Annotated in this window: 24 protein-coding genes and 1 pseudogene; 6 read left to right on the top strand and 19 right to left on the bottom strand. The window is 68.8% G+C overall.

Annotated elements, in window-relative coordinates; genetic code table 11:
• Positions 1 to 30 precede the first annotated feature (30 nt).
• The 4 genes and pseudogenes from ACMGFH_RS15440 to ACMGFH_RS15455 form a co-directional block, all read right to left on the bottom strand.
• Positions 31 to 267 (bottom strand): annotated as a pseudogene (locus tag ACMGFH_RS15440) (type II toxin-antitoxin system HicA family toxin); the annotation flags it as partial.
• Position 268: 1 nt separating this feature from the next.
• A complete protein-coding gene (locus tag ACMGFH_RS15445) occupies positions 269 to 553 on the bottom strand; it encodes a type II toxin-antitoxin system HicB family antitoxin (protein ID WP_415379338.1) in 285 nt (94 codons plus the stop codon).
• A 68-nt stretch (positions 554 to 621) separates the two neighbouring features.
• A complete protein-coding gene (locus ACMGFH_RS15450; protein ID WP_415379339.1) occupies positions 622 to 2,490 on the bottom strand; it encodes an ATP-binding protein in 1,869 nt (622 codons plus the stop codon).
• Between the two features lie 257 nt (positions 2,491 to 2,747).
• Positions 2,748 to 2,960, bottom strand: coding sequence for a hypothetical protein (locus tag ACMGFH_RS15455; protein WP_415379340.1), 213 nt, complete (start codon positions 2,958 to 2,960; stop codon positions 2,748 to 2,750).
• A 136-nt stretch (positions 2,961 to 3,096) separates the two neighbouring features.
• Between ACMGFH_RS15455 and ACMGFH_RS15460 the strand changes: the two genes are divergently transcribed.
• Complete coding sequence (locus tag ACMGFH_RS15460; protein WP_415379341.1) at positions 3,097 to 3,903, top strand: endonuclease/exonuclease/phosphatase family protein; 807 nt, start codon at positions 3,097 to 3,099, stop codon at positions 3,901 to 3,903.
• Between the two features lie 94 nt (positions 3,904 to 3,997).
• Entirely contained in the window at positions 3,998 to 4,357 is a 360-nt protein-coding gene (locus ACMGFH_RS15465; protein WP_415379342.1) for a hypothetical protein, read from the top strand.
• A 27-nt stretch (positions 4,358 to 4,384) separates the two neighbouring features.
• Here ACMGFH_RS15465 and ACMGFH_RS15470 read toward each other — a convergent pair whose 3' ends face one another.
• The 12 genes from ACMGFH_RS15470 to ACMGFH_RS15525 all read right to left on the bottom strand — a co-directional run bounded on the left by ACMGFH_RS15470 (position 4,385) and on the right by ACMGFH_RS15525 (position 17,519).
• Positions 4,385 to 4,768, bottom strand: coding sequence for a hypothetical protein (locus tag ACMGFH_RS15470; protein WP_415379343.1), 384 nt, complete (start codon positions 4,766 to 4,768; stop codon positions 4,385 to 4,387).
• A gap of 120 nt (positions 4,769 to 4,888) precedes the next feature.
• Positions 4,889 to 5,794: an ABC transporter permease gene (locus ACMGFH_RS15475; RefSeq protein WP_415379344.1), complete on the bottom strand. Its 906-nt coding sequence runs from the start codon at positions 5,792 to 5,794 to the stop codon at positions 4,889 to 4,891.
• A complete protein-coding gene (locus ACMGFH_RS15480; protein WP_415379345.1) occupies positions 5,791 to 6,831 on the bottom strand; it encodes an ATP-binding cassette domain-containing protein in 1,041 nt (346 codons plus the stop codon). The genes ACMGFH_RS15475 and ACMGFH_RS15480 overlap by 4 nt, the downstream gene beginning before the upstream one ends.
• A 37-nt stretch (positions 6,832 to 6,868) precedes the next feature.
• Complete coding sequence (locus ACMGFH_RS15485) at positions 6,869 to 7,576, bottom strand: helix-turn-helix domain-containing protein (RefSeq protein ID WP_415379346.1); 708 nt, start codon at positions 7,574 to 7,576, stop codon at positions 6,869 to 6,871.
• A gap of 64 nt (positions 7,577 to 7,640) precedes the next feature.
• Entirely contained in the window at positions 7,641 to 8,453 is an 813-nt protein-coding gene (locus ACMGFH_RS15490; protein ID WP_415379347.1) for a hypothetical protein, read from the bottom strand.
• A gap of 116 nt (positions 8,454 to 8,569) precedes the next feature.
• Positions 8,570 to 9,598: a lipid II:glycine glycyltransferase FemX gene (locus tag ACMGFH_RS15495; protein WP_415379348.1), complete on the bottom strand. Its 1,029-nt coding sequence runs from the start codon at positions 9,596 to 9,598 to the stop codon at positions 8,570 to 8,572.
• Entirely contained in the window at positions 9,595 to 10,788 is a 1,194-nt protein-coding gene (locus tag ACMGFH_RS15500) for a GNAT family N-acetyltransferase (RefSeq protein WP_415379349.1), read from the bottom strand. The genes ACMGFH_RS15495 and ACMGFH_RS15500 overlap by 4 nt, the downstream gene beginning before the upstream one ends.
• Positions 10,781 to 12,412, bottom strand: coding sequence for an alkaline phosphatase family protein (locus tag ACMGFH_RS15505; protein ID WP_415379350.1), 1,632 nt, complete (start codon positions 12,410 to 12,412; stop codon positions 10,781 to 10,783). The genes ACMGFH_RS15500 and ACMGFH_RS15505 overlap by 8 nt, the downstream gene beginning before the upstream one ends.
• Before the next feature lie 301 nt (positions 12,413 to 12,713).
• The gene (locus tag ACMGFH_RS15510; RefSeq protein WP_415379351.1) at positions 12,714 to 14,102 is read right to left on the bottom strand and encodes a hemolysin family protein; all 1,389 of its coding nucleotides are present in this window, start codon (positions 14,100 to 14,102) and stop codon (positions 12,714 to 12,716) included.
• Positions 14,103 to 14,364: 262 nt separating this feature from the next.
• The gene (locus ACMGFH_RS15515; RefSeq protein ID WP_415379352.1) at positions 14,365 to 15,621 is read right to left on the bottom strand and encodes a DNA double-strand break repair nuclease NurA; all 1,257 of its coding nucleotides are present in this window, start codon (positions 15,619 to 15,621) and stop codon (positions 14,365 to 14,367) included.
• The gene (locus ACMGFH_RS15520; protein ID WP_415379353.1) at positions 15,618 to 16,010 is read right to left on the bottom strand and encodes a hypothetical protein; all 393 of its coding nucleotides are present in this window, start codon (positions 16,008 to 16,010) and stop codon (positions 15,618 to 15,620) included. Before ACMGFH_RS15520 ends, ACMGFH_RS15515 begins: the two co-directional genes overlap by 4 nt.
• 51 nt (positions 16,011 to 16,061) lie before the next feature.
• Entirely contained in the window at positions 16,062 to 17,519 is a 1,458-nt protein-coding gene (locus ACMGFH_RS15525) for a sister chromatid cohesion protein PDS5 (protein ID WP_415379354.1), read from the bottom strand.
• Positions 17,520 to 17,665: 146 nt separating this feature from the next.
• On the opposite strand from ACMGFH_RS15525, the gene gpmI reads away from it, so the two are divergent.
• From gpmI to ACMGFH_RS15540, 3 genes are all read left to right on the top strand, one after another.
• Positions 17,666 to 19,225, top strand: coding sequence for a 2,3-bisphosphoglycerate-independent phosphoglycerate mutase (gpmI, locus tag ACMGFH_RS15530; protein WP_415379355.1), 1,560 nt, complete (start codon positions 17,666 to 17,668; stop codon positions 19,223 to 19,225).
• A 129-nt stretch (positions 19,226 to 19,354) separates the two neighbouring features.
• Complete coding sequence (locus ACMGFH_RS15535) at positions 19,355 to 19,636, top strand: type II toxin-antitoxin system HicB family antitoxin (protein ID WP_415379356.1); 282 nt, start codon at positions 19,355 to 19,357, stop codon at positions 19,634 to 19,636.
• Between the two features lie 8 nt (positions 19,637 to 19,644).
• Positions 19,645 to 19,845 carry a type II toxin-antitoxin system HicA family toxin gene (locus ACMGFH_RS15540; RefSeq protein ID WP_415379357.1) on the top strand — a complete coding sequence of 67 codons (201 nt, stop codon included), beginning with the start codon at positions 19,645 to 19,647 and terminating at the stop codon, positions 19,843 to 19,845.
• A gap of 111 nt (positions 19,846 to 19,956) precedes the next feature.
• Here ACMGFH_RS15540 and ACMGFH_RS15545 read toward each other — a convergent pair whose 3' ends face one another.
• The 3 genes from ACMGFH_RS15545 to ACMGFH_RS15555 form a co-directional block, all read right to left on the bottom strand.
• A complete protein-coding gene (locus ACMGFH_RS15545; protein ID WP_415379358.1) occupies positions 19,957 to 20,916 on the bottom strand; it encodes a Gfo/Idh/MocA family protein in 960 nt (319 codons plus the stop codon).
• An 88-nt stretch (positions 20,917 to 21,004) separates the two neighbouring features.
• On the bottom strand, positions 21,005 to 21,241 hold the full coding sequence (locus ACMGFH_RS15550) for an amphi-Trp domain-containing protein (RefSeq protein WP_415379359.1): 237 nt from the start codon (positions 21,239 to 21,241) through the stop codon (positions 21,005 to 21,007).
• 118 nt (positions 21,242 to 21,359) lie between these two features.
• A complete protein-coding gene (locus ACMGFH_RS15555) occupies positions 21,360 to 22,436 on the bottom strand; it encodes a saccharopine dehydrogenase family protein (protein WP_415379360.1) in 1,077 nt (358 codons plus the stop codon).
• A 227-nt stretch (positions 22,437 to 22,663) separates the two neighbouring features.
• Between ACMGFH_RS15555 and ACMGFH_RS15560 the strand changes: the two genes are divergently transcribed.
• Positions 22,664 to 23,158 (top strand): ferritin-like domain-containing protein, encoded by a 495-nt coding sequence (locus ACMGFH_RS15560; RefSeq protein WP_415379361.1) that lies wholly within the window; start codon positions 22,664 to 22,666, stop codon positions 23,156 to 23,158.
• Positions 23,159 to 23,190 lie beyond the last annotated feature (32 nt).

A 23,190-nucleotide genomic window follows, 5' to 3' on the forward strand; every position in this document is an offset into this window, starting at 1 on the left:
AGAGGGCCGAACACCGATAGATCGGAGCAGGTCTTCGATCCACTCGCACCACGCGTCGAACTCGTCGGCGCCGCACTGATCTGCGATGGACCGGAGCGTCCCGGAGTTGACTTCGCCGTGAATAGGGACAGTCACGTTCCTGACTTCGCCAGTTTCGGGGTGGACGTATCGAAGTTTCAGATGACTGCCCGTCCGGTCGACGGGAACGTACCCCATCTCGGTCAGTGCCTTCGAAATCTCTCGGCCGGAGAACGTCGACCGTGCCACGTTACTCCGCTGCGTCGAACCACGGCGCGTCCGGTTGACCGGGATCGCCCGGAACGGAATCCGGGTCGATACCCAGTTCTTCCAGATCCGCGTCCGTGACGGGACGGCCGGCCTCGCCCTCGTGGAGCGCGACGGCCTCGTCCAGCATCTCCAGCGCTTCACCGCGAGAGTCCCCCTGGCTCGCGACACCCGTCTCTACGTCTTTCGCGATCCAGACATCCCCCTCGCGCCAGAGATGGACCTCGTCGCTCCGCTCGTCCCCTCCGGGTTGCGTCGTGCTCGCCATTACGAATGGATAGGTCGATATCTCGGAAAAACGTTCGGACGAGGTCGGTGGTCAAACCCGCATTCGTCCTACTCGTGGTTCGTCAGGCACTTCGAGAGGCCAACGAGTTCGACCGGTTCGGAGTTGTCGGGCGAGTAGACGACCTTCTGGCCCTTCTCCATGTAGGGGACCTTCTGTTCGAGGCTGGCCGGGATGTTCACCGCCGAGATGGCGTCGTCGTCCCCGAGATTCAGGACGACTGTCGAGTTGATCTGTTTGAACACCGGGTCAGCGATGTCCTGGGGGTCCTGGGTGATGAGGAACAGCCCGAGGCGCTCCTTGCGGCCCTGTTTGGCCGCCTCGGTGAACTTGCCGATGATCTGCTCGCCCTGGACGCTGTCGACCTCCGAGAGGAAGTTGTGCGCCTCGTCGAGGCCGAGGACGAGCGGCGTGTGCTTGATGCGCTCGTACTCGGGGTCGTTCGAGAGCTTCTGGTCGACGATGAGCGCCGCGAGCGCGAGGACCACGGTGACGGTCGTCCGCGAGTTGTTGATGTGGTACGTCGGGACGACAGAGATGCCGCCCGCGCGGACGAATTCGTGGATGCGGTCGGTGATCGGGCGGGCGTCCTGGTCGAAGATGCCGTCGAAGCCCAGCGCCCGGCGCTTGACCGCGTTGAACGTCGCCTCGTGGACGCGACCGGTCTCGTCGAGTTCCTCCCGGAGCGCGGGGTCGTCGAGGAACGTCTTGAACTGCTGGTAGGTGCCGTCCGCGCCGTAGTCCCGGGAGAAGCGGTCGAGCAGGAGGCGGAGGGCGTTGTACTGGTTGCCGTTGAGGCTGGAGCCGGCGATGAGCCAGGGGTTGCCCTGCACCATCGAGAAGGGGATGGTGAACTCCACCTGCTCGGCGCGGTGGTCGCTGGTGGCGTAGGAGGCCCCCTCGACCTTCGGGACGAACGCGACGGTGTCGTCGACGCCGCCGTAGGCGATGCCCTCGCGTTCGAGCCGGCGGGCGAACGCGTCGTCTAGGTCGGGGTTGTCGTCGTGCATCTGGGCGTACTCGTCCTGCGGGTCGAACATCACGAGCCCCGGTGACACGTCGCGAGCGCCGTCCTCGACGGGATACGTTCGATCCTCGGCGAGGTACTGCCGGAGGACGTTCTTGGCGCTGTGGGTCTTCCCCGACCCCGTCCCGCCGGCGACGAGCGTGTGCCGGAAGACCAGCGGGTCGCCGTCCTCGTAGTCGTCTTTCAGCCGGTAGTCGATAGTAGGAGGTTCCGCCGCCGTCTTGACCTTCTCGCCCCCGACGGAGAGGTGCCCGAGGAAGACGCCGTCCTCCGGGATCTTCAGCCCGGTCTTGATCTCCGATTTGTCGGTGGCCTCGCGGACGACGGTCTCGGGCTTGGGCACCCGGTCGGTCATCCGCCGCTTGAGTTCGCCGTCCTCCGAATAGAGGACCGCGACGGGGTCGAGCGTCGCGACGAACTTGAAGTCCTGTTCGTCGATGTCGCCCCGTCGCATCGCACGGCGGGCGTGGATCTCCGTCGCGTCGTCGGCGCGGAACTCCTGTGCGTACTCCAGCGCCGTGATCCGACAGAACAGCCGCTCGTCGTCCTGGTACGGGACGAGCAGGTACTTCCCGATGCGCACGTCCGAGCGGTTCTCGACGGTGACGTACGCGCGGAGTTCGGTCTCCTCGCCGTCCTCGCTGATGCGCAGGCCCTCGGTCGCCGACACGACGCCGACGCCGTGGTCCTCACCCGCCGGCGTCACGTCCATCTCGGCGAAGTCGTCGTCGGTGTCGTCGCCGTCGCTGGCCGCGTCGAACAGGTCGGCGTCGGTCGCGGCGCCGTCCGCGTCGGCCGTCGAGGCCGACGATGTCGCCGCTTCCGCGGCCTCGCTCCCGTCGTCGGCGTCGTCGTCGCCGTCGAAATCAGTGAAATCCCCGAGGTCGGACATATCCGCCACGTCGTACTGGGAGGTGAAACGCTTTCCGCCCATCTTTTTCCCGGAGGGATGGGCGCTCGCGCCCACCCCTCCGGCAAAAACATGGGTGAAAAAAGCCGGACGCTCACTGCGTTCGCGTCCGGTGTCCGCGGGAGTGAGCATCGCGAACGACCGCGGGCTCGTCAGAGCTTCGCTCTGACGGTGAAACGCCTCGCTTCGCTCGGCGTATGCTCAGTACAGGGGGCAGACGTAACACGCCGGACGGCGGGTTAGCGGTTGAGCCTATCTTCGACAATTCCCTCAACTTGTCTCAAAGTCACATAGACAGCGAGGAACAACGCAAGGACCACGATTGGCAGTCCGAGTGCACCCCATGTAAGGCTAAATACCGCTACGAGATAGAGTACCACCAGCTGGAAAAACAGGTACGCAGACCTTCGTGGGACTCCAGTGATATCGAACGTCTCCTCTGTTGAAGTCATACTGAGACGACAACATTCCTACAAATGTGCTTTGTGGTCTAAGTGTTATCTTCGCACAACGAACTGAACGGTATCTCACGCACGGTCGACTCCGGCGCTCGGTACCCTGAAGGTCCCCCACGCCCGACAGTGCGGTATGGACCGCGACGCCGTCCGCGTACTCACGTACAACGTTCGCCGCGACGTGGCGAGCGACGGGGAGTTCGACTGGGCGGCAAGACGCGACGCCGTCGCGAGCACGCTCCGCTTTCATCGCCCCGACGTGATCGGGCTGCAGGAACCGCTGGCCCACCAGTACGCGGACCTCCGCGCGGCGCTGCCGGACTACGAGTGGGTCGGCGAGTCGCGCGAACGCGGGGACGGCGAGGGGGAGTTCTGTCCCGTCGGCTACCGCCGCGACCGCTTCGAGCGCGTCGACGCCGGGACGTTCTGGCTCTCGCCGACCCCCGACGAGCCCGGCAGCGTCGGGTGGGACGCCACCTACCCACGGATCGCTACGTGGGCCCGACTGGAAGACCGCCGGACCGGCGAGCCGCTGTTGTTCGCCGGCACGCACCTCGACCACGAGGGGCCACAGGCCCGCCGCGAGGGCGCGGCGGTGCTCCGCGAGCGGGTCGCCGCACTCCGCGATGCCGACCGGCGGGAGGCCACCGTCGTCGCCGGCGACCTGAACTGCCGAGCGGGCGACGAGCCCCACGGGATCCTCGCGGGCACGAGTGACCGTTCGAGCCCGTTCGCCGACGCGCGCGAGGCGAGCGCGCACCCGCCCCACGGTCCGTCGACCACGCGGACCGACTTCGAGTCGCTCCTGCCCGAGCGGCAGATCGACCACGTCTTCGTCGCCGACTGCGCCGTCGCGGGCTACGGCGTCGCCGCCGACGTAGTGGGCGACGGGTGGTTCCCCTCCGATCACCTCCCCGTCGTCGCCGATCTCGAGTGGTGAATTCGGCGACTGCAGTCACAGCGACTTCGAGCACGCCGGTTCCACGCGACATCCCCGGCGTGCTTTTGCCGGTCGGCCCCGTAGTATCGGGGATATGCTACTGATTCGCGGCCACGCGGGCGGGACGACGCTGACGGGGACCCTCTACGAGCGCGGCGAACGGCCGCCGACCTTCGAGGGCGCGCCGGACGAAGGCGCCCCGTTCGTCTGGATCTGCGACGAGTTCTACGAGGTCGAGTCGGGCGGACAGCTCCAGCGGATCGACGGCCAGGAGCGGCGGGTGGCCTTCGAGGCGCCGACGACCCGCGGGTTCGACACGCGCGAGGCGGCGCTGGCGGCGGCGGAAGAACACGTGCGCACGCAGTTCGCCCGACTGGGACTCGCCGGTGACGACGTCGAGGTCGAAGTCGTGGATGACCCCGACGCGGACGACCCGGACTTCGACGGCGTCTGAGACCGACGGACCACGCTGGCCGGCCGCTCACTGCTGGGTGACGTCGGGATCGGTCGCTTCCCCCCGCTCCAGGTCGGCGGCGGTCTGCTCGCCGGCCCGTTTCGCCGCCTCGGTCTGGACTGGGGTGGACCCGCCGCGGTCGGAGTAGTTCGTCCGCCCGCCGGTACCCCGGGGCATCTGTCCGAGGAGCGTCTGTCGGAGCTCCCCTTCGGACTCGAACGTCGCGTCGCCCATGTAGGAGAACAGTTCCCCGACGGAGATGGGGTCGGCGTTGGTCCGCGGGAGCTCGCGGTCGCCGTGGTCGGCGACGAACTCGCCGGTCGACACCGGGTACGACAGATCTTCGAGCACGGGGTTCATCTCGGTGAAGTCGACGCCTTCGAATCGGTCGTGACCGCCGTCGTCTGTCATACGATCCGCAGACGTGCGAGGTATAAACACGCTCTGCGTGAAGGGGCAAGCGACCTCGATAGAGCGGTTCTGCGGGCCGATACGGACCGGGAGAGTCGGCGGCGGGGAGCGCCGGACAGATCACTGCACCGACGAACTCGACGCGCGGTTGAGCAGGTAGACCATGGCGCCGCCGAGTACCAGATCGAGCGCGAGGAGCACGGCGATCGCGGGGACGAGCGTGTTCCAGATGCCGGTGAACCGGGTGACCTCGACGACAGTCATGACGTCTTGGTCGAGCATGAGGGCGCGGGCGGCGTCGACGCCGTAGGTGATCGGGTTGTACGTCGCGACGACCTGGATCCAGTCGGGCATCGCGTTCAGCGGGAGGAAGGCGGTCGAGACGAAGAGGAGGGGGAACTGCAGGAGGTTCGCGCCGATGATCGTCGACTCCTGGTCGCGGGTGACGATCGCCATGATGTTCGAGAGCGCGATGAACCACAGCGAGAAGAGGATGCCGACGCCGAGGATGCCGACGGCGCCGGGCAGTCCGGTCGCGACGTTCGCGCCGAGCACCGAACCCAGCGCGAGGATGATGGCGATCTGGACGACGATCCGGAGGATCTCGGCGGCGGTCTTGCCCAGAAACATCGCCGAGCGGCTCATCGGCATCACGAGCGTCTTCTCGAACATCCCCTCCTCCATGTCGTTGACGAGGCCGATCCCCGACCCCGCGGCGGCGGCCAGCGACACCTGCATCGCGATGGCGGGCAGGAGGAACGTCTCGTAGGTGATGCCCCCCGCGCTGCCGCCGCCGATCGCGCTCGTCGCGATCTGGCCGAACACCTGCGTGAACAGGACGAGGAAGATGATCGGCTGGACGAGCGACCCGACGACCACGAACGGGTTGCGCACCGCCTTCAGGTTCCAGCGGACGAAGTTCACCCAGAAGTCGCTGACAAAGGAGTTGCTCGACGGCGTCGGCCGAGCGTGCCCACCGTCGGTTCGGGCTTCGTCGGCGGCCGCGTCCCCCGCGGCGTCGCTCATTCGGCGCTCACCTCCGGTCCCGTCACGTCCGCGGCGTCGGCCGACCGGTCCTCGGAGTCGAGTTCCTCGCCGGTGATCGCGAGGAAGACGTCGTCGAGCGTCGGCGCGCGGATGTTGAACCCGGTGACGGTGAGCCCGGCGTCGCGCAGGGCGACCAGGAGATCCGTCCCGTGTTCGCGCGCCCGCTCGGCCGTGACGCTGATCCCGTCGTCGGTGACAGTCACGTCCGCGTCGGCGTCGAAGACGTCGCCCTCGCGGGCGATCGCGGCGGCCCGCTCGCGGGCGTCCTCGCCCGCCGGAATATCGACGTCGAGGATCTCGCCGCCGACCCGCCGTTTCAGCTCCGCGGGCGAGCCCGTGGCGACGATCTCGCCGTCCATGATGACGGCGATGCGGTCGCAGAGCTGGTCGGCCTCTTCGAGGTACTGCGTGGTGAGAAAGAGCGTCGTCCCGCGCTCGTTGATGCGCTCGAAGTACTCCCAGAGGCGATTTCTCGCTTTGGGGTCCAGCCCCGTCGTCGGCTCGTCGAGGAAGACCAGCGGCGGGCTGTGGACCAGCGCCGTCGCGGCGTCGAGTCGCTTCTTCATCCCGCCGGAGAACTCGCCGGCGCGCTTGTCGCCCACGTCGGCGAGGTCGACCAGATCGAGCAGTTCGTCGATCCGGTCCTCGCGCTCGCTCTTGGGGACGCCGTAGGCCCGCGCGGCGAAGCGGATGTTCTCGCGGGCGGTGAGCTCCTCGTCGACGCTGGTCTCCTGGGCCATGTAGCCGATGGTCTCGCGGATCCTGCGGGGTTCGCGTCGCACGTCGAAGCCGTTGACGGTGATCGACCCGGCGGTCGGCGACAGCAGCGTCGCGAAGGTCTTGATCGTCGTGGTCTTTCCGGCGCCGTTCGCGCCGAGGAAGCCGAAGAACTCGCCCTCGGGGACCGTCAGGTCGATCCCCTTGACCGCCTCCGTCCCGTCGGCGTAGGTGAGTTCCACGCCCCCGGCCTCGATAGCGGCCCCGCGCCCGTCCGTCCGTAGCGTGTCGTCGGTCACAGGAACCCGTAGTGACCACGTCCCCGTAGCCTGTGCCCTAATTTGTTCGGGGTTTTATCCCGTCGTCGGCCCGGCGGAACGCCGCGACGAGGTGGTTCTGCGCGCGACGCAACCGCTCGGAGAGCGACGCGGACGCGACCCCGAGTTCGTCGGCCACGTCGGCCATCGTGGCGGTCCGCGGCGTGTCGAAGTAGCCCATCTCGTGGGCGGTAACGAGCGCTTCCCGCTGGGCGGCGGTCATCTCGCGCGGCCGCGAGCGGTCGCCGGATCCGAACGGACCCGCCGCCCGCCCGTCCGGCCCCTCGTCGGCCTCGACGAGGCGGTCGAGCCGGAGTCCGTAGTCGTTGGCCCGGCAGAACGTCCGGAACTGGTCGAACTCCTCGCGGTCGGCGAACCAGCGCCGCTCCTCCCAGCCGCTCGGCGTGGCGAGCACCCGGTCGGGGATCGATCCGTTGTCCGCGAGCAGTTCGAGGTCCGTCGGCGGGCCGCCGGTCGGGCGACAGCGGTAGCGCCGCGTCCCTCCGTCGGCGACGACCAGCGAGTGGTCGCTCACCGAGTCGGCGTCGGCGAACGCCGCCTCGACCGCGTCTGCGTCGGCGCCCGCGACCCGCACGATGAACGTCGGCGCTCCCGACGGGCGCCCCTGGACCGACTCGAACTCGACGGTCGCCTCGGGCACCCCCTCCGCTACGTCGACCAGCGGCAGCCGCTCGGAGGTCATCCGGAACTCCGCGATCAGTCCCATGGGGAGTCACAGGGCCGACGGACAGTTAGCGCTGGCGGGCGACACTGTCGGTCGAGCCGAGTCGTTACGACCCCGCCGTCGCGTTCGCCGCCCAGTCCGGTTTCTCGACGTCGGTGCTCCCGACGTCCGACAGGGTGTACGACTCCGCGATCCTCCGGGTGTGGTACTCGGTCCAGACGAATTCGTACTCGTAGTGGCGGATGACGCCGTCCTCGTCGAGCAGGAGCGTCGCCGAGAACTCCTCGTACCACGAACTCGCGTTCTCGCCTCCCGCCCACGAGTCGGACAGCGCGTCGACGCCGGTGGCTTCGTACCGCATCACCGGAACGCCCCGGAACGTCTCGACGCCTTCGCGCTCGAAGGTGGCGTCGATCGCCGCGTGATCGTGTTGGGTTCCGCTGTCGTTGTTGAACAATCCACGCCAGAGATAGTGCTCGCCAGACTCGTTGAATATCGACCGGTGGGTGAGATCCCGCACTTCCGTCCAGTCGTTTTCCCGCGACAGCACGTACGCCACGCTTCCGTTCGAATAGGTGCTTCCGTTCCCCGAGAAGTAGCCGCTGGTGTGTCCGAGGTACTGAGAGGCGCCGGGCTCGGCGAGAATCCGGCCCGTATCGTTCATGTGCGTGAAGTTCTCCTCCCTGAACGGGGGACTGCGGTCCGTCCGGTTTTTCACGGTCGTGAGCGTGAAACTCGTATTGCCCATCGCAGTCGCGTGTCTATCGAACACCGACTGGTCGATGGCCGACGCGTTCGGGAAATCGCTGGGAGACGCGTCAGGTGTCGGTTCGTTCTCACCCGTGCCTGGAAGTCCACTACAGCCCGCGAAGACGAGGAGGGCGGCGACGGCGATCGCTGAGAGCGGAGACGCACGCATGAGATAGTGTTATCCACGATACAGTTAACGCTTCCGTCCCGCCCACCTACCAGATAGAGTATGATTGCCACCCGAGTCCAGTGCTGTGACGCTCGGGAGAATCAGTCCCGAACCGATCACTTCACTCGCGTGTACAGGCCGAGCAGCGCGTCCATCGCGAGCGACGAGCGCTCGACGCTGTGGAACGTCTCGACCGAGGGCCCGAACTTCGCCTTGTAATCGTTGATCCGCGGGTCGCCCGCGCCGACGAGGTCGTAGGCGTCGAGGCCGCGCTCCATCGCGTCGGTCATGACCGTCCAGTCGAGGTTGTCGTTCACCGGGAAGTCCACGTCGGGCGTCACGCCGCCTTGCCAGCGGTGGATCCACTCGTCGGTCTCGTAGGTGAGGATCCCGCCGACGAACTCGCCCTCGTGACGGCAGACGTACGTGCGCATCGCGCCCTCCGGCAGCGTCTCGTAGAGCTCGCGTGCGAACCCGCGAGGGAGGGTGAACGGCTCGCCCTGTGCGTCGAAGCGGTCGCGCACGTGGTCGACTATCCGCTCGACATCGGCGGCGTCACCCTCCTCGAAGGTCGGACCGGCGTCGCCCTCCTCGAAGACGGCGTCGGCGTCGAGATTCCGAATGTTCGACCGGGCGTCGCTGCTGAAGATCGCAAGCAGGTCCTCGCGGCCGTCCGGCAGGTCGACGACGTAGGTGAACTCCGGGGTCACGTCCGCGTCCGCCCACTTGAACGGCCGCAGGTCGGCGAACGTGCACTCGGTCTTCACCCGGAGGAGGTTCGGGCTGCACTCGTCGTCGAGCCACTCCAACACGCCCTCGACGAAGCGGCGGATGCGCCGCTCGGCCTTGCGCTGGGAGAGCTTGTCGACGTTCAACAGCGCCGGGCCGAGACGGTGGATCCACAGCGGCGGCGGCGGCGAGAACGCGGCCGTGATCGGCCCCTTCGACCGCTCGAAGACGGGGAAGATGCCGACCGGTTCCTGGCCCTTGTAGCCGACGAGGCGATGGCAGGTCGTCCCGGAGTACGCCGCTTCGACGGCCAGCGCCTCGGCGCGATGGAAGGGATTGGCGTCGGCCGAGCGCTCGACGTAGCGGTTCCACTCCGCGGCGTCGCGCTCGTCGAGGATTTCGATCTCGACAGTCATGTGTCCGGATAGGCGTATCGCTGGTAGCCCCGGCGCGCGAGTCGGTAGGCGTTCCAGAGGACGGGAGAGTCCCCACGCTCCCAGCGGAGCGTCGGCACGACCCGGGCGCCGTACTTCTCCTTGTACTTGAACGTCCCGTCGCGGAACGTCGACCCCGTGGACCCGAAGTCGTAGTCGTCGTAGCCCCGCTCGCGCGCCCACTCGACGACGTGACTGTGCAGGAGTTCGGTCGGGTTGTACTCGTAGTTCGCGGCGTCGCCGATAGCGGAGAAAAAGTAGTGGACGGCGGACTGCTCGTCGTCGAGCAGGTAGACGTACTGCCCGGCCGCCACTCCGTCGACCTCGGCCGAGAACACGCGCGTCCGCTCGGGGAGATCGGCGGCGAGCGCCGCGAAGAACGAGCGCGGGTAGGGGTCGCCGCCCGCCCGCTCCATGTCGCGGAGATACCGCTCGTAGGTCTCGTCGAGCGTCTCCGCCAGCGGGCGCTCGGTCACCGCGTACTCGCGCTCCCGGGCGTCGCGGACGGCCTTGCGCCGCTCCTTGGCCATCCCGTCGAGCACCTCCTCGAAGGGGCGGTCCGCGTCGAGCACGAACCGGCAGTCGAGCAGGGTCGGGGCGTACCCCCGCCCGGCGAGGAACTTGCCGTAGCGCATGAACGCCGGCTCTTTCGCCCTGACGACGTGACAGAGGGTGGACTCGGAGAGCGCGTCCTCGAGCGCGTCGAAGAGCATGTCGAGACAGTCGGCCTCGTCGGTCAGGACGATGGGACCGCCGAAGCCCGGCGCGGTCGAGCAGAGGCGCTCGACGGGGAGCGAGCCGAACGCGTCCGCGCTCACGTCGGCCGGTGCGCCGGCGACGGTCGAGAGGGCGCCGAGCGCGCCGGTGGGAAGGCGATCGACGGGGCTCGGGGAGTCGAAGCGGTCCGCGAGCGACGATTCGAGGGCGTCCCGCAGGGTCGACCGGTCGGGCAGGTCGACGGGCACCCGAAAGTTCGGGAGGACGGCGACCGGGTTCGACCCCTTCCGGACGACGAAGTGGGCCGCCCGCCGGTCGAGGCCGCGTTCGACCGCCCGGAGCCACCCGTGGCGGTGGAACACCGAACCCAGGTCCGACTGGCGGACCAGCGTGTCCCACTGGGTCTCGCCGAAATCGTCGACCGTCTCGTGGCCGGTGACGGTGAGTTCAGTCATCCCGTGTCCATTCGATGTAGCCGAGGTCGGTCAGCGTCTCGGCAACGCTCTCGTCCTCTGTGCCGACCCGTTCGCGCGCCTCGCGCGACGGGTATCGTCGTTCGTCGGTCGGTTCCACGAACGGGAGCGGCGACCCGTCCATCCTGTCGCTGCGGGGGATTCCGAGCGCGGCGCACACCGTCGGTGCGACGTCGAAGAGGTGCGGGCCCCCCGCTCCCGCCTCGGCGTCGACGGCGTCGCCCGCGGCGACGACCAGCCCCGTGCGCTTGTGCGTCCACGGCTCCGAGGGCGTCCCGAACTGGTCGCCGTAGAGTTGGGCGACGAGGGACTGGTCGAAGTCGGTGGGGACGGTGACCACGTCGACCGCGCGCTCGGCCTCGGGGCCGTGGAAGTACGCCTCCCGGGGCGCGACCTCCTCGAAGACCGGGTCGCCGTCGGGCGTCCGCACCGACCGGAGCGCCTCGATCAGGTCCCTCCGGACCGACTCGTAGTCGTCCGGGTCGACGACCCCCTCGGGGTCCCGGCCGGCGAGGTTGATCCGGACGCCGAGTTCGATCGGATCGCGCACGTACGCTGCCGACGCCCGGAAGTCGACGCCCTCGGTCCCCGCCCGCTGGAGGTCGTCGGGGACGACTCGCGAGACGGTCTCGGTGAGCCCCAGCGCGTCCACCAGTCGCGCCGCGCGCTGGGTCGTGAATCCGGCGCGAGCCGCGAGCGCCATCGCCGACGTCAGCGCCTCCGAGACGGCGCCGACCCGGTCGCTGGGACCGGCGCCGCCGCGCAGGTCGTCCTCGCGGATCGACACCCACGTCGGCATCCCGTCGCCGTCGGTCGCCGTCTCGACGAACCCCTCCTCGCGGAGGAACTCGTTGACGCGGAACTCGCGACCCTCGCAGGGGCCGATGCCGTGGTCGCTGGCGAGGATCACGGTGTCCGGGTCGCAGGCGTCGAGGATCGCGGCAATCTCGTCGTCGACGGCCTGGTAGACCTCGCCGAGGAGGGCGTCGTCGCCGGGGAACTCGTGGCAGACCGTGTCGGTCTGCTGGAACTGGACGAACCCGAACTCGGGGTCGAAACGGTCCGCGAGATACCGGAGGGCAGCGCCGCGCGAGCGGACGAACGCGCGGTAGTCGTCCGCGGCGGACTCGCGCTCGACCTCGCCCTCGGAGTAGAGCCGGTAGTCGCCGACCCGGTCTCGGACGTCGTCGAGGATCCCCGGGGGGTGGCACTCGGGGTCCTCGGGGGCCGTGTAGCCCGGGACGAGCGCGCCGTCGAACGACCGCGGCGGGTGGGTCACCGGCGCGTTCACGACGACGCTCGTCAGCCCGTGGCTGTCGGCGAGTTCCCAGACCGGGCGCGCGCAGAGATCGGTCGCGTTGACGACGTCCCAGTCGTAGCCGTCGAATCGCAGGAACCCGAAGACCCCGTGCTTGCCGGGGTTCGTCCCCGTGTACAGCGAGGGCCAGGCGCTCGCCGTCCAGGGCGGGACAGCGGATTCGAGCGACGCGGCGATCCCTCGATCGCCGAGCCGGTCGATGGTCGAGACCGCCGATCGGTCCGGCAACCGCTCTACGACCGGCCAGCAGGCCGCATCGACGCCGACGAGTAGCGTGTTGAGTCCCACTCGAGTGACACCCCTCCGGAAGTGACGTTGATGGCCGCTTGAATTGTTATTCAGTAATTATCAGAACCGGGTGCCTATTTCCGACGAACGCCGCGCTGGCCCGACGCCCGTCCAGCCGGGGCGCTCCGTCGTTGCTGTAGACCGACGTGAACTTACCGGCGATAACAGCCGATTACGGCGAAGCGGGCGAGGCCCGACGCGCCGGGTTCCGGGCGACAGCTGCGAATCGCGACCGGTAGCGTCGAATTTTCGCGGGAACTGCAGTGTGCGCTCGGCGCCTCAGCCGCCGGGACGCCGTCGATCAGTCGGTTTCGCCCACTTCGGCGAGGGACTCCTCTTCGTCCGGGTCGACGGTGTCGCGGTCGACGGTCACCCGGACCTCCTGGATTCGAGTGTCTTCGACCTGTTCGGCCCGCAGCGTCACGTTCTCGTAGTCGAACGCCTCGCCCTGTTCGACGAGGCGGCCCGCGCGGTTGAAGATGAAGCCCGCGATGGTCTCGAACTCCTCGCCCTCGGGGAGACGGATGTCCAGCACCTCGTTGACCTCGTCGATGGTGACCTCCCCGCGGACCAGCACCTCGGTGTCGTCGACGAACTCGACCGGGTGGTCCTCGTCGCCCACCAGAATCTCGCCGACGATCTCCTCGACGATGTCCTCTATCGTGATGAGCCCCTCGGTGGCGCCGAACTCGTCGACGACGATGACCATGTGCACCCGCTCGTCGCGCATCTCCAGGAGCAGTTCGTCGACGTTCTTGGACTCGGGCACGTGGAGCGTCGGGCTGACCACGTCCGCCACGTCGAGGTCGGCGGCGTCGTAGTTGGTATCCCGGTCCAGGTCCCGGATGTCGAAGACGCCGATCACGTTGTCCAGCGATCCCTCGTACACCGGCAGACGGGCGTGCCCCGACTGCATACACTCCCCGATGGCCTCCTCGACGGTCGCGTCGTTGGAGATTGCTTCGACGTCGAGGCGAGGGGTCATCACCTCCTTGGCGGTGGTGTTTTTGAATCGCAGGGTGCGCTGGATCATCTGTCGTTCCTCCTCGTCGAGGATGCCCTCGCGCTCGCCCGTCCTGACCATGTTCCGGATCTCTTCGCGGGTGACGTACGACGATTCGATGGACGAGCCGCCGCCGGTGACCTTGTTGACCAGCTTCGTCAGATAGTAGAACAGGGTGATGAGCGGCCACAGCACTTTCCCGACGATCGTCAACAGCGGAGCGACGGTCCGCGCCCACGAGTCGGTGTTCTCGACGGCGTAGGACTTGGGGGCGCTCTCGCCGAACAGCAGGACCATCGACGTGATACCGAACGACGAGACGAGTACCGCCGTGCCGGCGTCCAGATAGAAGCCGATGATGGTCGTCGAGATCGAGGACATCGTGATGTTGACGAGGTTGTTCCCCACCAGGATCGTCACGAGCAAGCGGTGGGGGTCGTCCTTGAGTGACTTGACCGCCCGCGCGCCGCGCTTGCCCTCCTCTACCATCGCGTCGATCTGGTGGGCCGACAGGGAGAACATCGCGATCTCCGACGAGGAGAAAAAGCCCGACCCCATGATCAGAAACAGGATCAGGAGGACGCCGATCGCGGTGAGCGCCGTCTGCCCCAGTTCGATACCGACGATCGGCACAGCGGACTGTATGATACCAGTCCCAGATGCTGCTGTGAGCACGGATAATCCCATCAACGTCGCCTATTATTAGAGCGGGAAATTAACCCTTGTGCAGTGGATCGGGAATTTTCCGAATACCGTTCACGCGGTGCGTGGTACGACTGTCGTGTTGTCTCGTCCTCGGACGCTACGGACCGCGGTTCGAAATTCCAGATCAGAGACGTCAGCGGCGGCGATCGTGTGTCTATCCGGCGAACGCGGCGATAGCGACGGCCTCCGACGGAAGCGAGCAGACGGACTCGACTGCTTGGACCCCAGGGGAAACGCGGCGGCGTTAGACTAGCTCCTCGACGTCGACGCCCCAGCGCTTGTCGTCGTACTCGCGGTGGCGGTCGCTGCCGAGTTCGCGCTCGATCCGGCGACGGAGTTGCTCGTTGGCCTGGCGGTCGATGTGAGCGAGTTCGTCGGCCTTGGCGACGGCCAGCGGCGGCCCCTGCTCGCCGGCCACGTCGTGGAGCACCTGCAGGCGCAGCGCCTCGCGGGTGTCCTCGTCCTCGGTGAACGCGTAGGGCGCCTCGACGCGGTAACAGAGGTCGTCCCGCGGGTCGTACAGGACGAAGAACGTGACCTCGTAGGCCGCGGGGTCGAGGTCGCGGTCGATGCCGAGGGCGTCGGCCTCGGCGGCCATCACGCGGTCGGTGCCGACGCGCGAGCGGAACCAGTTGGTCGCCGTGAGGGCGTCCGTTTTCAGGTCGCCGCGGTCGTCGCGGCGGGCGAGGACCCGCTGGAAGAAGGCGTTGTCGTTGGCCCAGGGGGCGTTTGTCTTCTCGCGGACGACCTGCGTGATCGCCTTGGCGGTGCTGTTCTTGATGAAGCCGATCAGCGGCACGTCGCGCGCGACGAAGTCCTCGACGAGGCGGACGTAGTTCTCGACGACGTCGCGCGGGCGCTCGTCCTCGGTGAGCAGGTCGGCGAGCGCGGTGTCGCGTTCGGCCCACTTGAGGAGGCCGGTGGGGTAGAGCGGGCCGTCGAGGATCAGCAGATCGTCGACGATACCGGCCTGTTCGCGGGCGTGCTCGCTCTCGGCGAGGTAGAGCGCGAGCGCGTGGACGACGTTCTGTTCGTAGCGGTCGACGCGTGGCGCGTGGAGCGCGCGCTTGCGGACGTACCCCTCGTCGTGCATCGTCCAGTCTTCCTGGCCGATCCGGTAGGTGTCGTCGTTGGAGTGGGCGGTCATCACGATGGTCCGCGCGCGGTGCAGGTCCAGATCGGAGGGGACGCCCGCCATCGCGGCCTGGGAGACGTCGAGGACGAGGCCGTTCTTGAACGTCGTCGGGTTGATCGTCCCCGAGTCGAGGCCGTGCTGGGTGGGGAACGGCGGGTCCCGCAAGGCGGCGGCGTCGACGGGGACTTTCTCGCGGCGCTGGTCGCCCAGGGGTTCGAGGACGGGGTCGCCGTCGCGGTAGAGGGGGTCGAGAAACTCCCCCCAGACGGTCTCGGCGGCGTTCTGATGGTCACTCTCGTCGACGCCCTCGCTGACGCGGCCGGCGAGGCGGGCGATGCCGTCGACGTGGACCGGGTCGAGCGTCATTCCGCGGTCGGGTCCTCGGCGAGCATCTTCTCGATGGCCTCGGCGATCTCCTCGTAGGACTGCATCTGGAGGCCGTCCGTGGTGATGAGCACGCCGCGGCGCTCGCCGGTCACCCGGAGGAGGTAGCCGTTGGTGAAGGCGCGGACGGTGAAGCGGTACTCGCCGAGCTCCGAGGACTGGTAGGCGTTGCGCGTGTCGCGGAAGCCGCGCCACTCGTGGCCGACGAAGGTGTCTAGATCGGCGTCGCGCTCCAGGTCCTCCCGGAGGTAGAGCTGTTCGAAGTCCGAGCGCGTGAAGAACGTCACCGAGCGGAGGCTGTCCCCGGTGGCCGTTCGGGCCGTCGTCACGATCTGGTCGGCGAGTTCGTCCGACAGCAGTTGCGCGTCCATACCTCGAAGAGGACCCGCCAGACCCAAAGAGATAGCGGTGATTCGAGTCGGTCAGGACCGTTCGGGCGGGTCGAACGTCGCGTCGGGACCGGCCTCGATGGTCTCGACGGCCTCGTCGAGCAGCGTCTGGACGCGGTCGTTCGACTCGCCCCCGCGGCGCGCCCGGAGGGCGTCGAGGGCGCGCTCGTCCCCGATCCGGCCGAGCGCCCGCGCGGCGTGCCCGCGGGCTCCGGCGTCGCTGTCACCGAGGAGCCCCGCGAGCGCGTCCACCTCCCCTCGAACCGCATCGGGCCGGGTCTCGCCGACGACGCCGAGTGCTTCGGCGCCGCAGGCGCGGACGCCCGGGTCTTCGTCGTCGAGCAGGGCCGCGAACGCGTCGACGCGGGGGACGAGCGCGTCCGGGTCGGTCGTCCCCAGTTCGGTCAGGACGCGCGTCGCGTTGAACCGGACCGCCTGGGACTCGTCGTCGAGCGCGGCCACCAGCGCGTCCACGCGGCCCTCGCCGACTGTCGGGTCGGATTCCGCCAGGGCCACGAGCGCGACGCTCGCGCCGCGTCGGGCGATCAGGTACTCGGCGTCGAGCGCAGCGAAGAGCGGATCGAGGTCCCGAACGGTCCCGAGCGCGTCGGCGTCCTCCTGAGCGATCCGCTCGACGGCGCTCCCGGCCCCGCGACCGGCGTCCCGCACCTCGTCGGTGAGCGTCGCGGCCAGCGCGTCTGTGGCGTCCGCGACGGCATCGACGTCCACGCGAGCGATGCGGCCGAGCGCCCGGGCGGCCGAACCGCGGACCTCGCCGCTCTCGTCGTCGAGCGCGTCGACTAGAGCGTCCGCGAGGTCGACCGCGGCGTCGGGATCGGTCTCGCTGAGCCGTCCGATCGCCTCGGCGGCCTCCTCGCGGACCGCCGCCTCCGGGTCGTCCAGCGCGGCCACGAGCGGGTCGCGGTAGGCGAGCGCGTCGCCGGGGTCCTCCCGGAGGAGGTGGCCGAACGCCCGCGCGGCCGCTCGACGGATGTTCGCGTCGTCGTCGCGCAGCGCGGCGGCGAGCGAGTCGGCGGCCGGGTGGACCGTCTCGGGTGCCTCGCGGGCGAGTTCGGCGAGGACCACCGCCGCGTTGTGCCGGGCGCCCGGGTCGGCGTGACCGAGGAGGTCCGCGCACTCCGAGACCGCGGGTTCGACAGCGCGGGGACGCTCGGTCGCCGTCCGCGAGATGGCCACCGCGACGTGCGTCTGGACGTACGAGACCGGCGTCTCCGCGAAGTACTGGACGGTCGGCTCCTGATCGGGGATCCGCGCGGCCAGCGCGTCGACGTGGTCGGCGACCGCGTCGGGGTACTCCTCGGCGATCCGCGACAGGCCCTCGGCGGCGTCGCGGCGTGCGACGGGACTATCGCTGTCGAGCAGGTCCGCGAGTCCCGGCGCCAGATCCACCGCGTCCCCCGGGTCGGTCTTCGCCCGCTGCGCATCCGCCATCGCCCTGTACCGGTCGAGTGCGCGCCCCAGCAACCCCATGATACGCCGACCGAGATTCGGCTGACTCTTAGCTGTCACGATGGGTCAGCCGTCGGCGAGCGGCGGGTCGGCGACCGACCGGGGCGAGGGACCAGATCGACCGAGCGACCGACACTCACTTTGACGGGCCGGACGGACTCGGAGACATGGAAGCCGCGCTCGTCATCCTCGACGGTTGGGCGTTCAACCCCGACGAGGGGGTCCGCGACGCCGTCGCTGCCGCCGAGACGCCGAACTTCGACCGCTTCTGGAACGCCGGCGCCCACGGAACGCTGGTCACCTCCGGCCGCCGCGTCGGCCTCCCAGAGGGCCAGATGGGCAACTCCGAGGTGGGCCACCTCAACATCGGCGCCGGCCGCGTCGTCACCCAGGAGTCCGCCCGCGTCACCGACGCTATCCGGAAGTGGCGGGGCGAGTCCGTGCCCGACGACGGCATCGACGACCCGCCCATCCACGAGAACGAGGCCATCCAGTCGGCCTTCGACTACGCCCGCGAGAACGACGGCCGCGTCCACTTCATGGGCCTCGTCTCCGACGGCGGCGTCCACTCCTACCAGTCCCACCTCCACGCGCTGATCGAACTCGCCGCCGACAAGGGCGTCGACGCCGTCACGCACGCGTTCACGGACGGCCGCGATACCTCGCCGACCGGCGGCGAGGACTACCTCGCGGACCTGCAGGCCCACGCCGAGGAACAGGGGACCGGCCACGTCGCCACCGTCTCCGGCCGCTACTACGCGATGGACCGCGACGAGAACTGGGACCGCACGGAACTGGCTTACGACGCTATCGTGAACCGCCACGCCGGCCACGAGGCCGCGACGGCCGTCGACGCAGTGGTGGAGTCCTACGACCGGGGCGACACCGACGAGTTCGTGGAGCCGACCACGATCACCGACCGCCCCGCCCTCTCCGATGGCGACTCGGTCGTCTTCTTCAACTTCCGCTCGGACCGCGCCCGCCAGTTGACGCGGATGCTCGCCGACGTCCGCTCGGACGCGTGGGGCGGGCGCACCGACCCGCCGACGACCCGCGTCGTCACGATGACCCAGTACGACGAGACGTTCGGCCTGCCCGCCGCCTTCCCGCCGATCCGCCCGGAGGACACCCTCGGCGAAGTCGTGTCCGAAACGGGCCACACGCAGCTCAGACTCGCCGAGACCGAGAAGTACGCCCACGTCACCTACTTCCTCAACGGCGGCCGCGAGGTCGAGTTCGACGGGGAGATCCGCGAGATCGTTCCCAGCCCCGACGTGCCGACCTACGACCAGCAGCCCGAGATGAGCGCGCCCGAGGTGACCGACACCGCCATCGCCGAGATCGAGGAACGCGACCCCGATCTCGTGGTTCTCAACTACGCGAATCCCGACATGGTCGGCCACACAGGCGACTTCGACGCGGCCGTCGCCGCCGTCGAAGCGGTCGACGAACAGCTGGGCCGGCTGGTCGAGGCGATCCAGACGGCCGGCGGGCACGTCCTCGTCACCGCCGACCACGGCAACGCCGACGACATGGGCACCGAGGCCGAGCCCTACACGGCCCATACGACGAACCCGGTGCCGCTGATCTACCTCGCCGCCGACGGGACGGACGGCGGCCGACTGGTCCGGGAGGGCGGCGCGCTCGAAGACGTCGCGCCGACGCTGCTCGAACTCATGGACGTCGAGAAGCCGTCCGCGATGACCGGCGAGAGTCTGCTCGAGTAGGATTCGACTCGGTCGAACGCGTCGTCGACACACGGGGGCGAACAGCGCGAGCGTCCCGGCCTTTCTGCATTCGCACGGGGACGACAGCGGCACCGAGAACTTATCGGTCATCCCGACCTGATTCAGCGTATGAGCACCGACACCGACGGGGCGGGTGACGAGGACCCGACCACGCCGGTCGAGATCTCCCTCTCTCTCGGCGAGAGCGGCGACCTGTGGGTCGCCCGTGACGAGGAGACCGGCGTCGCGTCACAGGGCGAAACCCGCGAGGCGGCACTGGATAACCTCGACGAGGCGGTCGCCCTCTATCACGGAGAGGCGGGACGCGAGCCGACGGACGAGGAGTTGCGCGCGGTCGGTATCGACCCCGAGGAGAACACCTCGGGAGACCTCCCCGACGTACTGCAGTAGCGGATTGGATGGTCTCCCGCGATTTTTCGGGCGACGACGTGATCGAAGTCCTCGGAAACGACGGCGGCTTCGAATGGCAGCGGACGACCGGTGACCACGTCATCCTCACGTGGTACCCACCGGAGGACCACGACACGGAACCACGGACGGTGAGCATTCCACGGCACGACCGCATCGATACGGGGACGCTCAGGCACATCGCCGAGTAAGCCGGTGCAGACGACTTCGAGGCGTTCTGTGAATGGATCGACCGCAACCGGTGATACCGCCGGGACGGACGGCCAAGGAGGGGTGCCGAGACCGTTCAGCGGCCGACAGTCCTACAACTCGATCGGTTCGCCGCGCTCGATGGACTCGTTGACGGCGAGCGTGAGTTCGAATGTTTCGAGGGCGTCGTCGTAGGGCGAGCGCAGGCCCGCGCCGTCGCCCGTCGCGACGGCGCCGACGAACGACTCGACCTCGGCCGCGTAGGGGTTGCGATCGAACGACTCGTCGATATCCTCGCCGTCGACGACGCCCGAGACGGCCTGCTCGGTCACTTCGATGGTCGCGCCGTCGGCGACGATTTCGAGGCCGTGCTTGCCGTCCTCGGCGGCGCAGGTGGTCGAGACGTGGCTGACGGCGCCGTTCTCGTGGGTCATCGTCGCCGAGGTGGCGTCCGAGAAGTCGACGGCGTCCTCGATGCGGTGGCTACCGGCCGCCGTGACGCGCTCGACGTCGCCGGCGAGGTAGCGGACCGTGTCGTAGATGTGGGTCGCCTGCTCGACGACCTGTCCGCCCGACTTCTCGGCGTGGCGCCACCAGTGGTCCTCGCCGCCGGCGACGCCGCCCCACCAGTAGCCGTCGACGTAGCCCACGGCGCGGTCGGCGAGGATCTCGCGGGCGCGGTCGACGCCGGCCGAGTAGCGCCAGTCGTACCCCGCCTGCGCGAGCACGTCGTTTTCCTCGACGGCGTCGCGGATCTCGCGGGCTTTCTCGGCCGAGAGCGCGAGCGGCTTCTCGACGAACAGGTCGTAACCGTGCTCTGCGGCGGCGATCTCCTGGTCCTCGTGGGCGAACGGCGGGAGACAGACGAACACCGCGTCCGGGTCGGTCTCCGCGTAGAGGTCGTGGTGGTCGGAGAAGGCGGGGACGTCGAACCGGTCGGCCGCCGACTCGGCGGTCTCGCTGTCCACGTCGCAGATGCCGACGATCTCGGCCTCCTCGATGGCTTCGAGGTTGTCGAAGTGCTGCCACTGGGCGATGCCGCCGGCGCCGACGAACGCTAACTCGACCGTCATGACCCGATTCGGGCGCCGGGTGCTTATAAAGACGGCGTCAGCGGAAGGACGGAGCGATGCGCGCCCGGTCGCTCGCCGGCCGGCTGTGTTACTCCGGTTTCCAGTCCAGTTTGATCGTGAACGCCTCGCGGTCGCCGCGCAGGAGCGACGACATCTCGCGGACGCCGATCTCCATGCCGATGTCGTCGGGTGGCGCGAGGTGGACGGTCCGGTTGCTCACGTTCACGTCGAACGAGCCGTCGCCGCGGAGGTCCGCGGCGATCGCTTCGAGCTTGTCGGCCGCCTCGTCGCGGGTCACGTCCAGCTCTTCGAGTTCTTTCGCCATACCCGTGCTCACGGACCGAGACGAAAAAGTAATCGGCGGGAACCGTCGGTAACGCCGACCTACGCCGGTCCAGCGGCGCCAGCGGGCGGGCGCGAACGGCGCTTCCGACCGCCGAGCGCTACTGGACGACGCGCTGCGGTTCGGTCAGGAACTCCACGGTGACGCCCTCGAACTCCTCGACGAACTCGGGACCGAACGCGGAGGCGGGCGTCTGGAACCCCCGTCCCGCCTCGCCGGCGAGGACGCGCTCGGCCGCCGTGACCGCCGTCGCCGTCGTGAGGTCGTAGGTGTCCGGCGTGCGCATCCGGGCGCGGGCGACGCGTCCGCTCTCGGTCCGCACCTCACCCCAGACGTGCGTCTCGCTCTCGGCGCGCTCGCGGGCGGTCGGCCCGGAGACGACGCGGTCGATCAGCCCCTCCGCGGCGCGGCGGACCGGGCCGACGGTGAGGAGTCGGGCGAGCGGGCGCGTCCGCTCCATCACGTCGGCGGCGCGGTCGGGGACCCCGGCGTACACCTCGATGTTCGGGATGCCCGTCGAGTAGTACGCCGAGGACACGTCGCCCCAGGGGACGGTCACGGCGGTCGTCTCGCCGCTGGGGAAGTCGACGGTGCGGCGCTTCCAGGCGAGCGGAACCGTCTCGATGTGGCCGTCCTGCCGGACGGCGCCCGGCCGGTCGAGCCCGCGCAGGACGGACTTCAGCGTCCCGGGCGAGAACGTGCCCAGCCCGTCGATGGCGAGGGTGAGTTCGGTCGCCTCGGGGAGTCGACCGTGGAGCGTCGCGGCGAGGCAGTCGGTCGGCACCACGTCGAACCCGACTCCGGGGACGAGCGCGACCGAGGCCGCCGTCGCCTCGGCGTCGCGGGCGGCGGTCGCTTCGAGGACGTCGACGTTCCCGGCGATGTCGAGGTAGTCGGTCCCGGTCCGGAGACACGCCTCGACCAGCGGCTCGGCCGTGTCCTCGAACGGGCCGGCGCAGTTGAGCACCGCGTCGACGCCGGCGAGCATCCCGTCGACGACGGGCGGGTGTTCGAGGGTGAACACCCGATGGTCGCAGCCGCGTCTGGTCGCCGCCGCCTCGACGCGTTCGGCGTCCCGACCCGCGAATATCGGGTCGAGTCCCTCCGCTGCGGCGCGTTCGCTTATCAGTGACCCCGCGTAGCCGTACGAGCCGTAGACGAGCAGGTCGCCGCTCATGGCGGTCCGTTCGAGTGCGACGGGAAAAACACGCGCGTCCGTTCAGCCGCCGCGGCGACCGCCGTCGCCCGCAGTCGTCCGACCCCGGAACGGAAGCCCGCTCGGAACGGGGTTCAGCCGAACTTTCCGCGCGGTAACCCGCGCGTATCCCGTCGCCGTCAGCGAGTTCGCCGGTAGCGAGCGGATTACTAACCACCGCGGAATCGAACGCCCACGCGGTGATTCATATGGCAGTCAACTCAGCACAGGAGCTGTTCGAGCACGAACTGGAAGACATCTACTACGCCGAGCACGAGCTGCTCGACGTCCTCGACGAGTTGGCCGAGCAGACCGAACACGAGGAGATCGCACAGGCCTTCGAGGAGCACCGCGAGGAGACCAGAGGCCACATCGAGCGCGTCGAACAGGTGTTCGAGATGATCGGCGAGCCGCCGGAGGAAGAAGAGTGCGAGGGGATCCAGGGCCTCATCGAGGAGCACCAGGAGATGGTCGACATGGACCCCGACCCGGACGTCCTCGACGTCGCCAACCTGACGGCGGCCCAGAAGACCGAGCACTACGAGATCGCCGCCTACGGCAACCTCGCCCTGCTGGCCGACCGCCTGGGCATGGACGAGGCCGGCGACCTCCTCCACGAGAACCTCGAAGAGGAAGAGGAGGCCCTGGAGAAGCTGAAAGACCTTACCGACCAGTACGACTACCAGCCGATCCTGGCGGCCTGAGCGCCGCCGACGCGCCGCGAGGGCGATACCCG

The organism is Halosimplex rarum (assembly GCF_047715405.1).
Taxonomy (GTDB): domain Archaea; phylum Halobacteriota; class Halobacteria; order Halobacteriales; family Haloarculaceae; genus Halosimplex; species Halosimplex rarum.

Coding starts and splice junctions, on each gene's coding strand:
- ACMGFH_RS15540 (WP_415379357.1), top strand. CDS start 19,645: ATGGTCTCCCGCGATTTTTCGGGCGACGACGTGATCGAAGTCCTCGGA.
- ACMGFH_RS15495 (WP_415379348.1), bottom strand. CDS start 9,598: ATGACTGTCGAGATCGAAATCCTCGACGAGCGCGACGCCGCGGAGTGG.
- ACMGFH_RS15535 (WP_415379356.1), top strand. CDS start 19,355: ATGAGCACCGACACCGACGGGGCGGGTGACGAGGACCCGACCACGCCG.
- ACMGFH_RS15550 (WP_415379359.1), bottom strand. CDS start 21,241: ATGGCGAAAGAACTCGAAGAGCTGGACGTGACCCGCGACGAGGCGGCC.
- ACMGFH_RS15470 (WP_415379343.1), bottom strand. CDS start 4,768: ATGACAGACGACGGCGGTCACGACCGATTCGAAGGCGTCGACTTCACC.
- ACMGFH_RS15490 (WP_415379347.1), bottom strand. CDS start 8,453: ATGCGTGCGTCTCCGCTCTCAGCGATCGCCGTCGCCGCCCTCCTCGTC.
- ACMGFH_RS15515 (WP_415379352.1), bottom strand. CDS start 15,621: ATGACGCTCGACCCGGTCCACGTCGACGGCATCGCCCGCCTCGCCGGC.
- ACMGFH_RS15465 (WP_415379342.1), top strand. CDS start 3,998: ATGCTACTGATTCGCGGCCACGCGGGCGGGACGACGCTGACGGGGACC.
- ACMGFH_RS15545 (WP_415379358.1), bottom strand. CDS start 20,916: ATGACGGTCGAGTTAGCGTTCGTCGGCGCCGGCGGCATCGCCCAGTGG.
- gpmI (WP_415379355.1), top strand. CDS start 17,666: ATGGAAGCCGCGCTCGTCATCCTCGACGGTTGGGCGTTCAACCCCGAC.
- ACMGFH_RS15460 (WP_415379341.1), top strand. CDS start 3,097: ATGGACCGCGACGCCGTCCGCGTACTCACGTACAACGTTCGCCGCGAC.
- ACMGFH_RS15455 (WP_415379340.1), bottom strand. CDS start 2,960: ATGACTTCAACAGAGGAGACGTTCGATATCACTGGAGTCCCACGAAGG.
- ACMGFH_RS15560 (WP_415379361.1), top strand. CDS start 22,664: ATGGCAGTCAACTCAGCACAGGAGCTGTTCGAGCACGAACTGGAAGAC.
- ACMGFH_RS15525 (WP_415379354.1), bottom strand. CDS start 17,519: ATGGGGTTGCTGGGGCGCGCACTCGACCGGTACAGGGCGATGGCGGAT.
- ACMGFH_RS15510 (WP_415379351.1), bottom strand. CDS start 14,102: ATGGGATTATCCGTGCTCACAGCAGCATCTGGGACTGGTATCATACAG.
- ACMGFH_RS15445 (WP_415379338.1), bottom strand. CDS start 553: ATGGCGAGCACGACGCAACCCGGAGGGGACGAGCGGAGCGACGAGGTC.
- ACMGFH_RS15485 (WP_415379346.1), bottom strand. CDS start 7,576: ATGGGACTGATCGCGGAGTTCCGGATGACCTCCGAGCGGCTGCCGCTG.
- ACMGFH_RS15500 (WP_415379349.1), bottom strand. CDS start 10,788: ATGACTGAACTCACCGTCACCGGCCACGAGACGGTCGACGATTTCGGC.
- ACMGFH_RS15520 (WP_415379353.1), bottom strand. CDS start 16,010: ATGGACGCGCAACTGCTGTCGGACGAACTCGCCGACCAGATCGTGACG.
- ACMGFH_RS15555 (WP_415379360.1), bottom strand. CDS start 22,436: ATGAGCGGCGACCTGCTCGTCTACGGCTCGTACGGCTACGCGGGGTCA.
- ACMGFH_RS15475 (WP_415379344.1), bottom strand. CDS start 5,794: ATGAGCGACGCCGCGGGGGACGCGGCCGCCGACGAAGCCCGAACCGAC.
- ACMGFH_RS15450 (WP_415379339.1), bottom strand. CDS start 2,490: ATGTCCGACCTCGGGGATTTCACTGATTTCGACGGCGACGACGACGCC.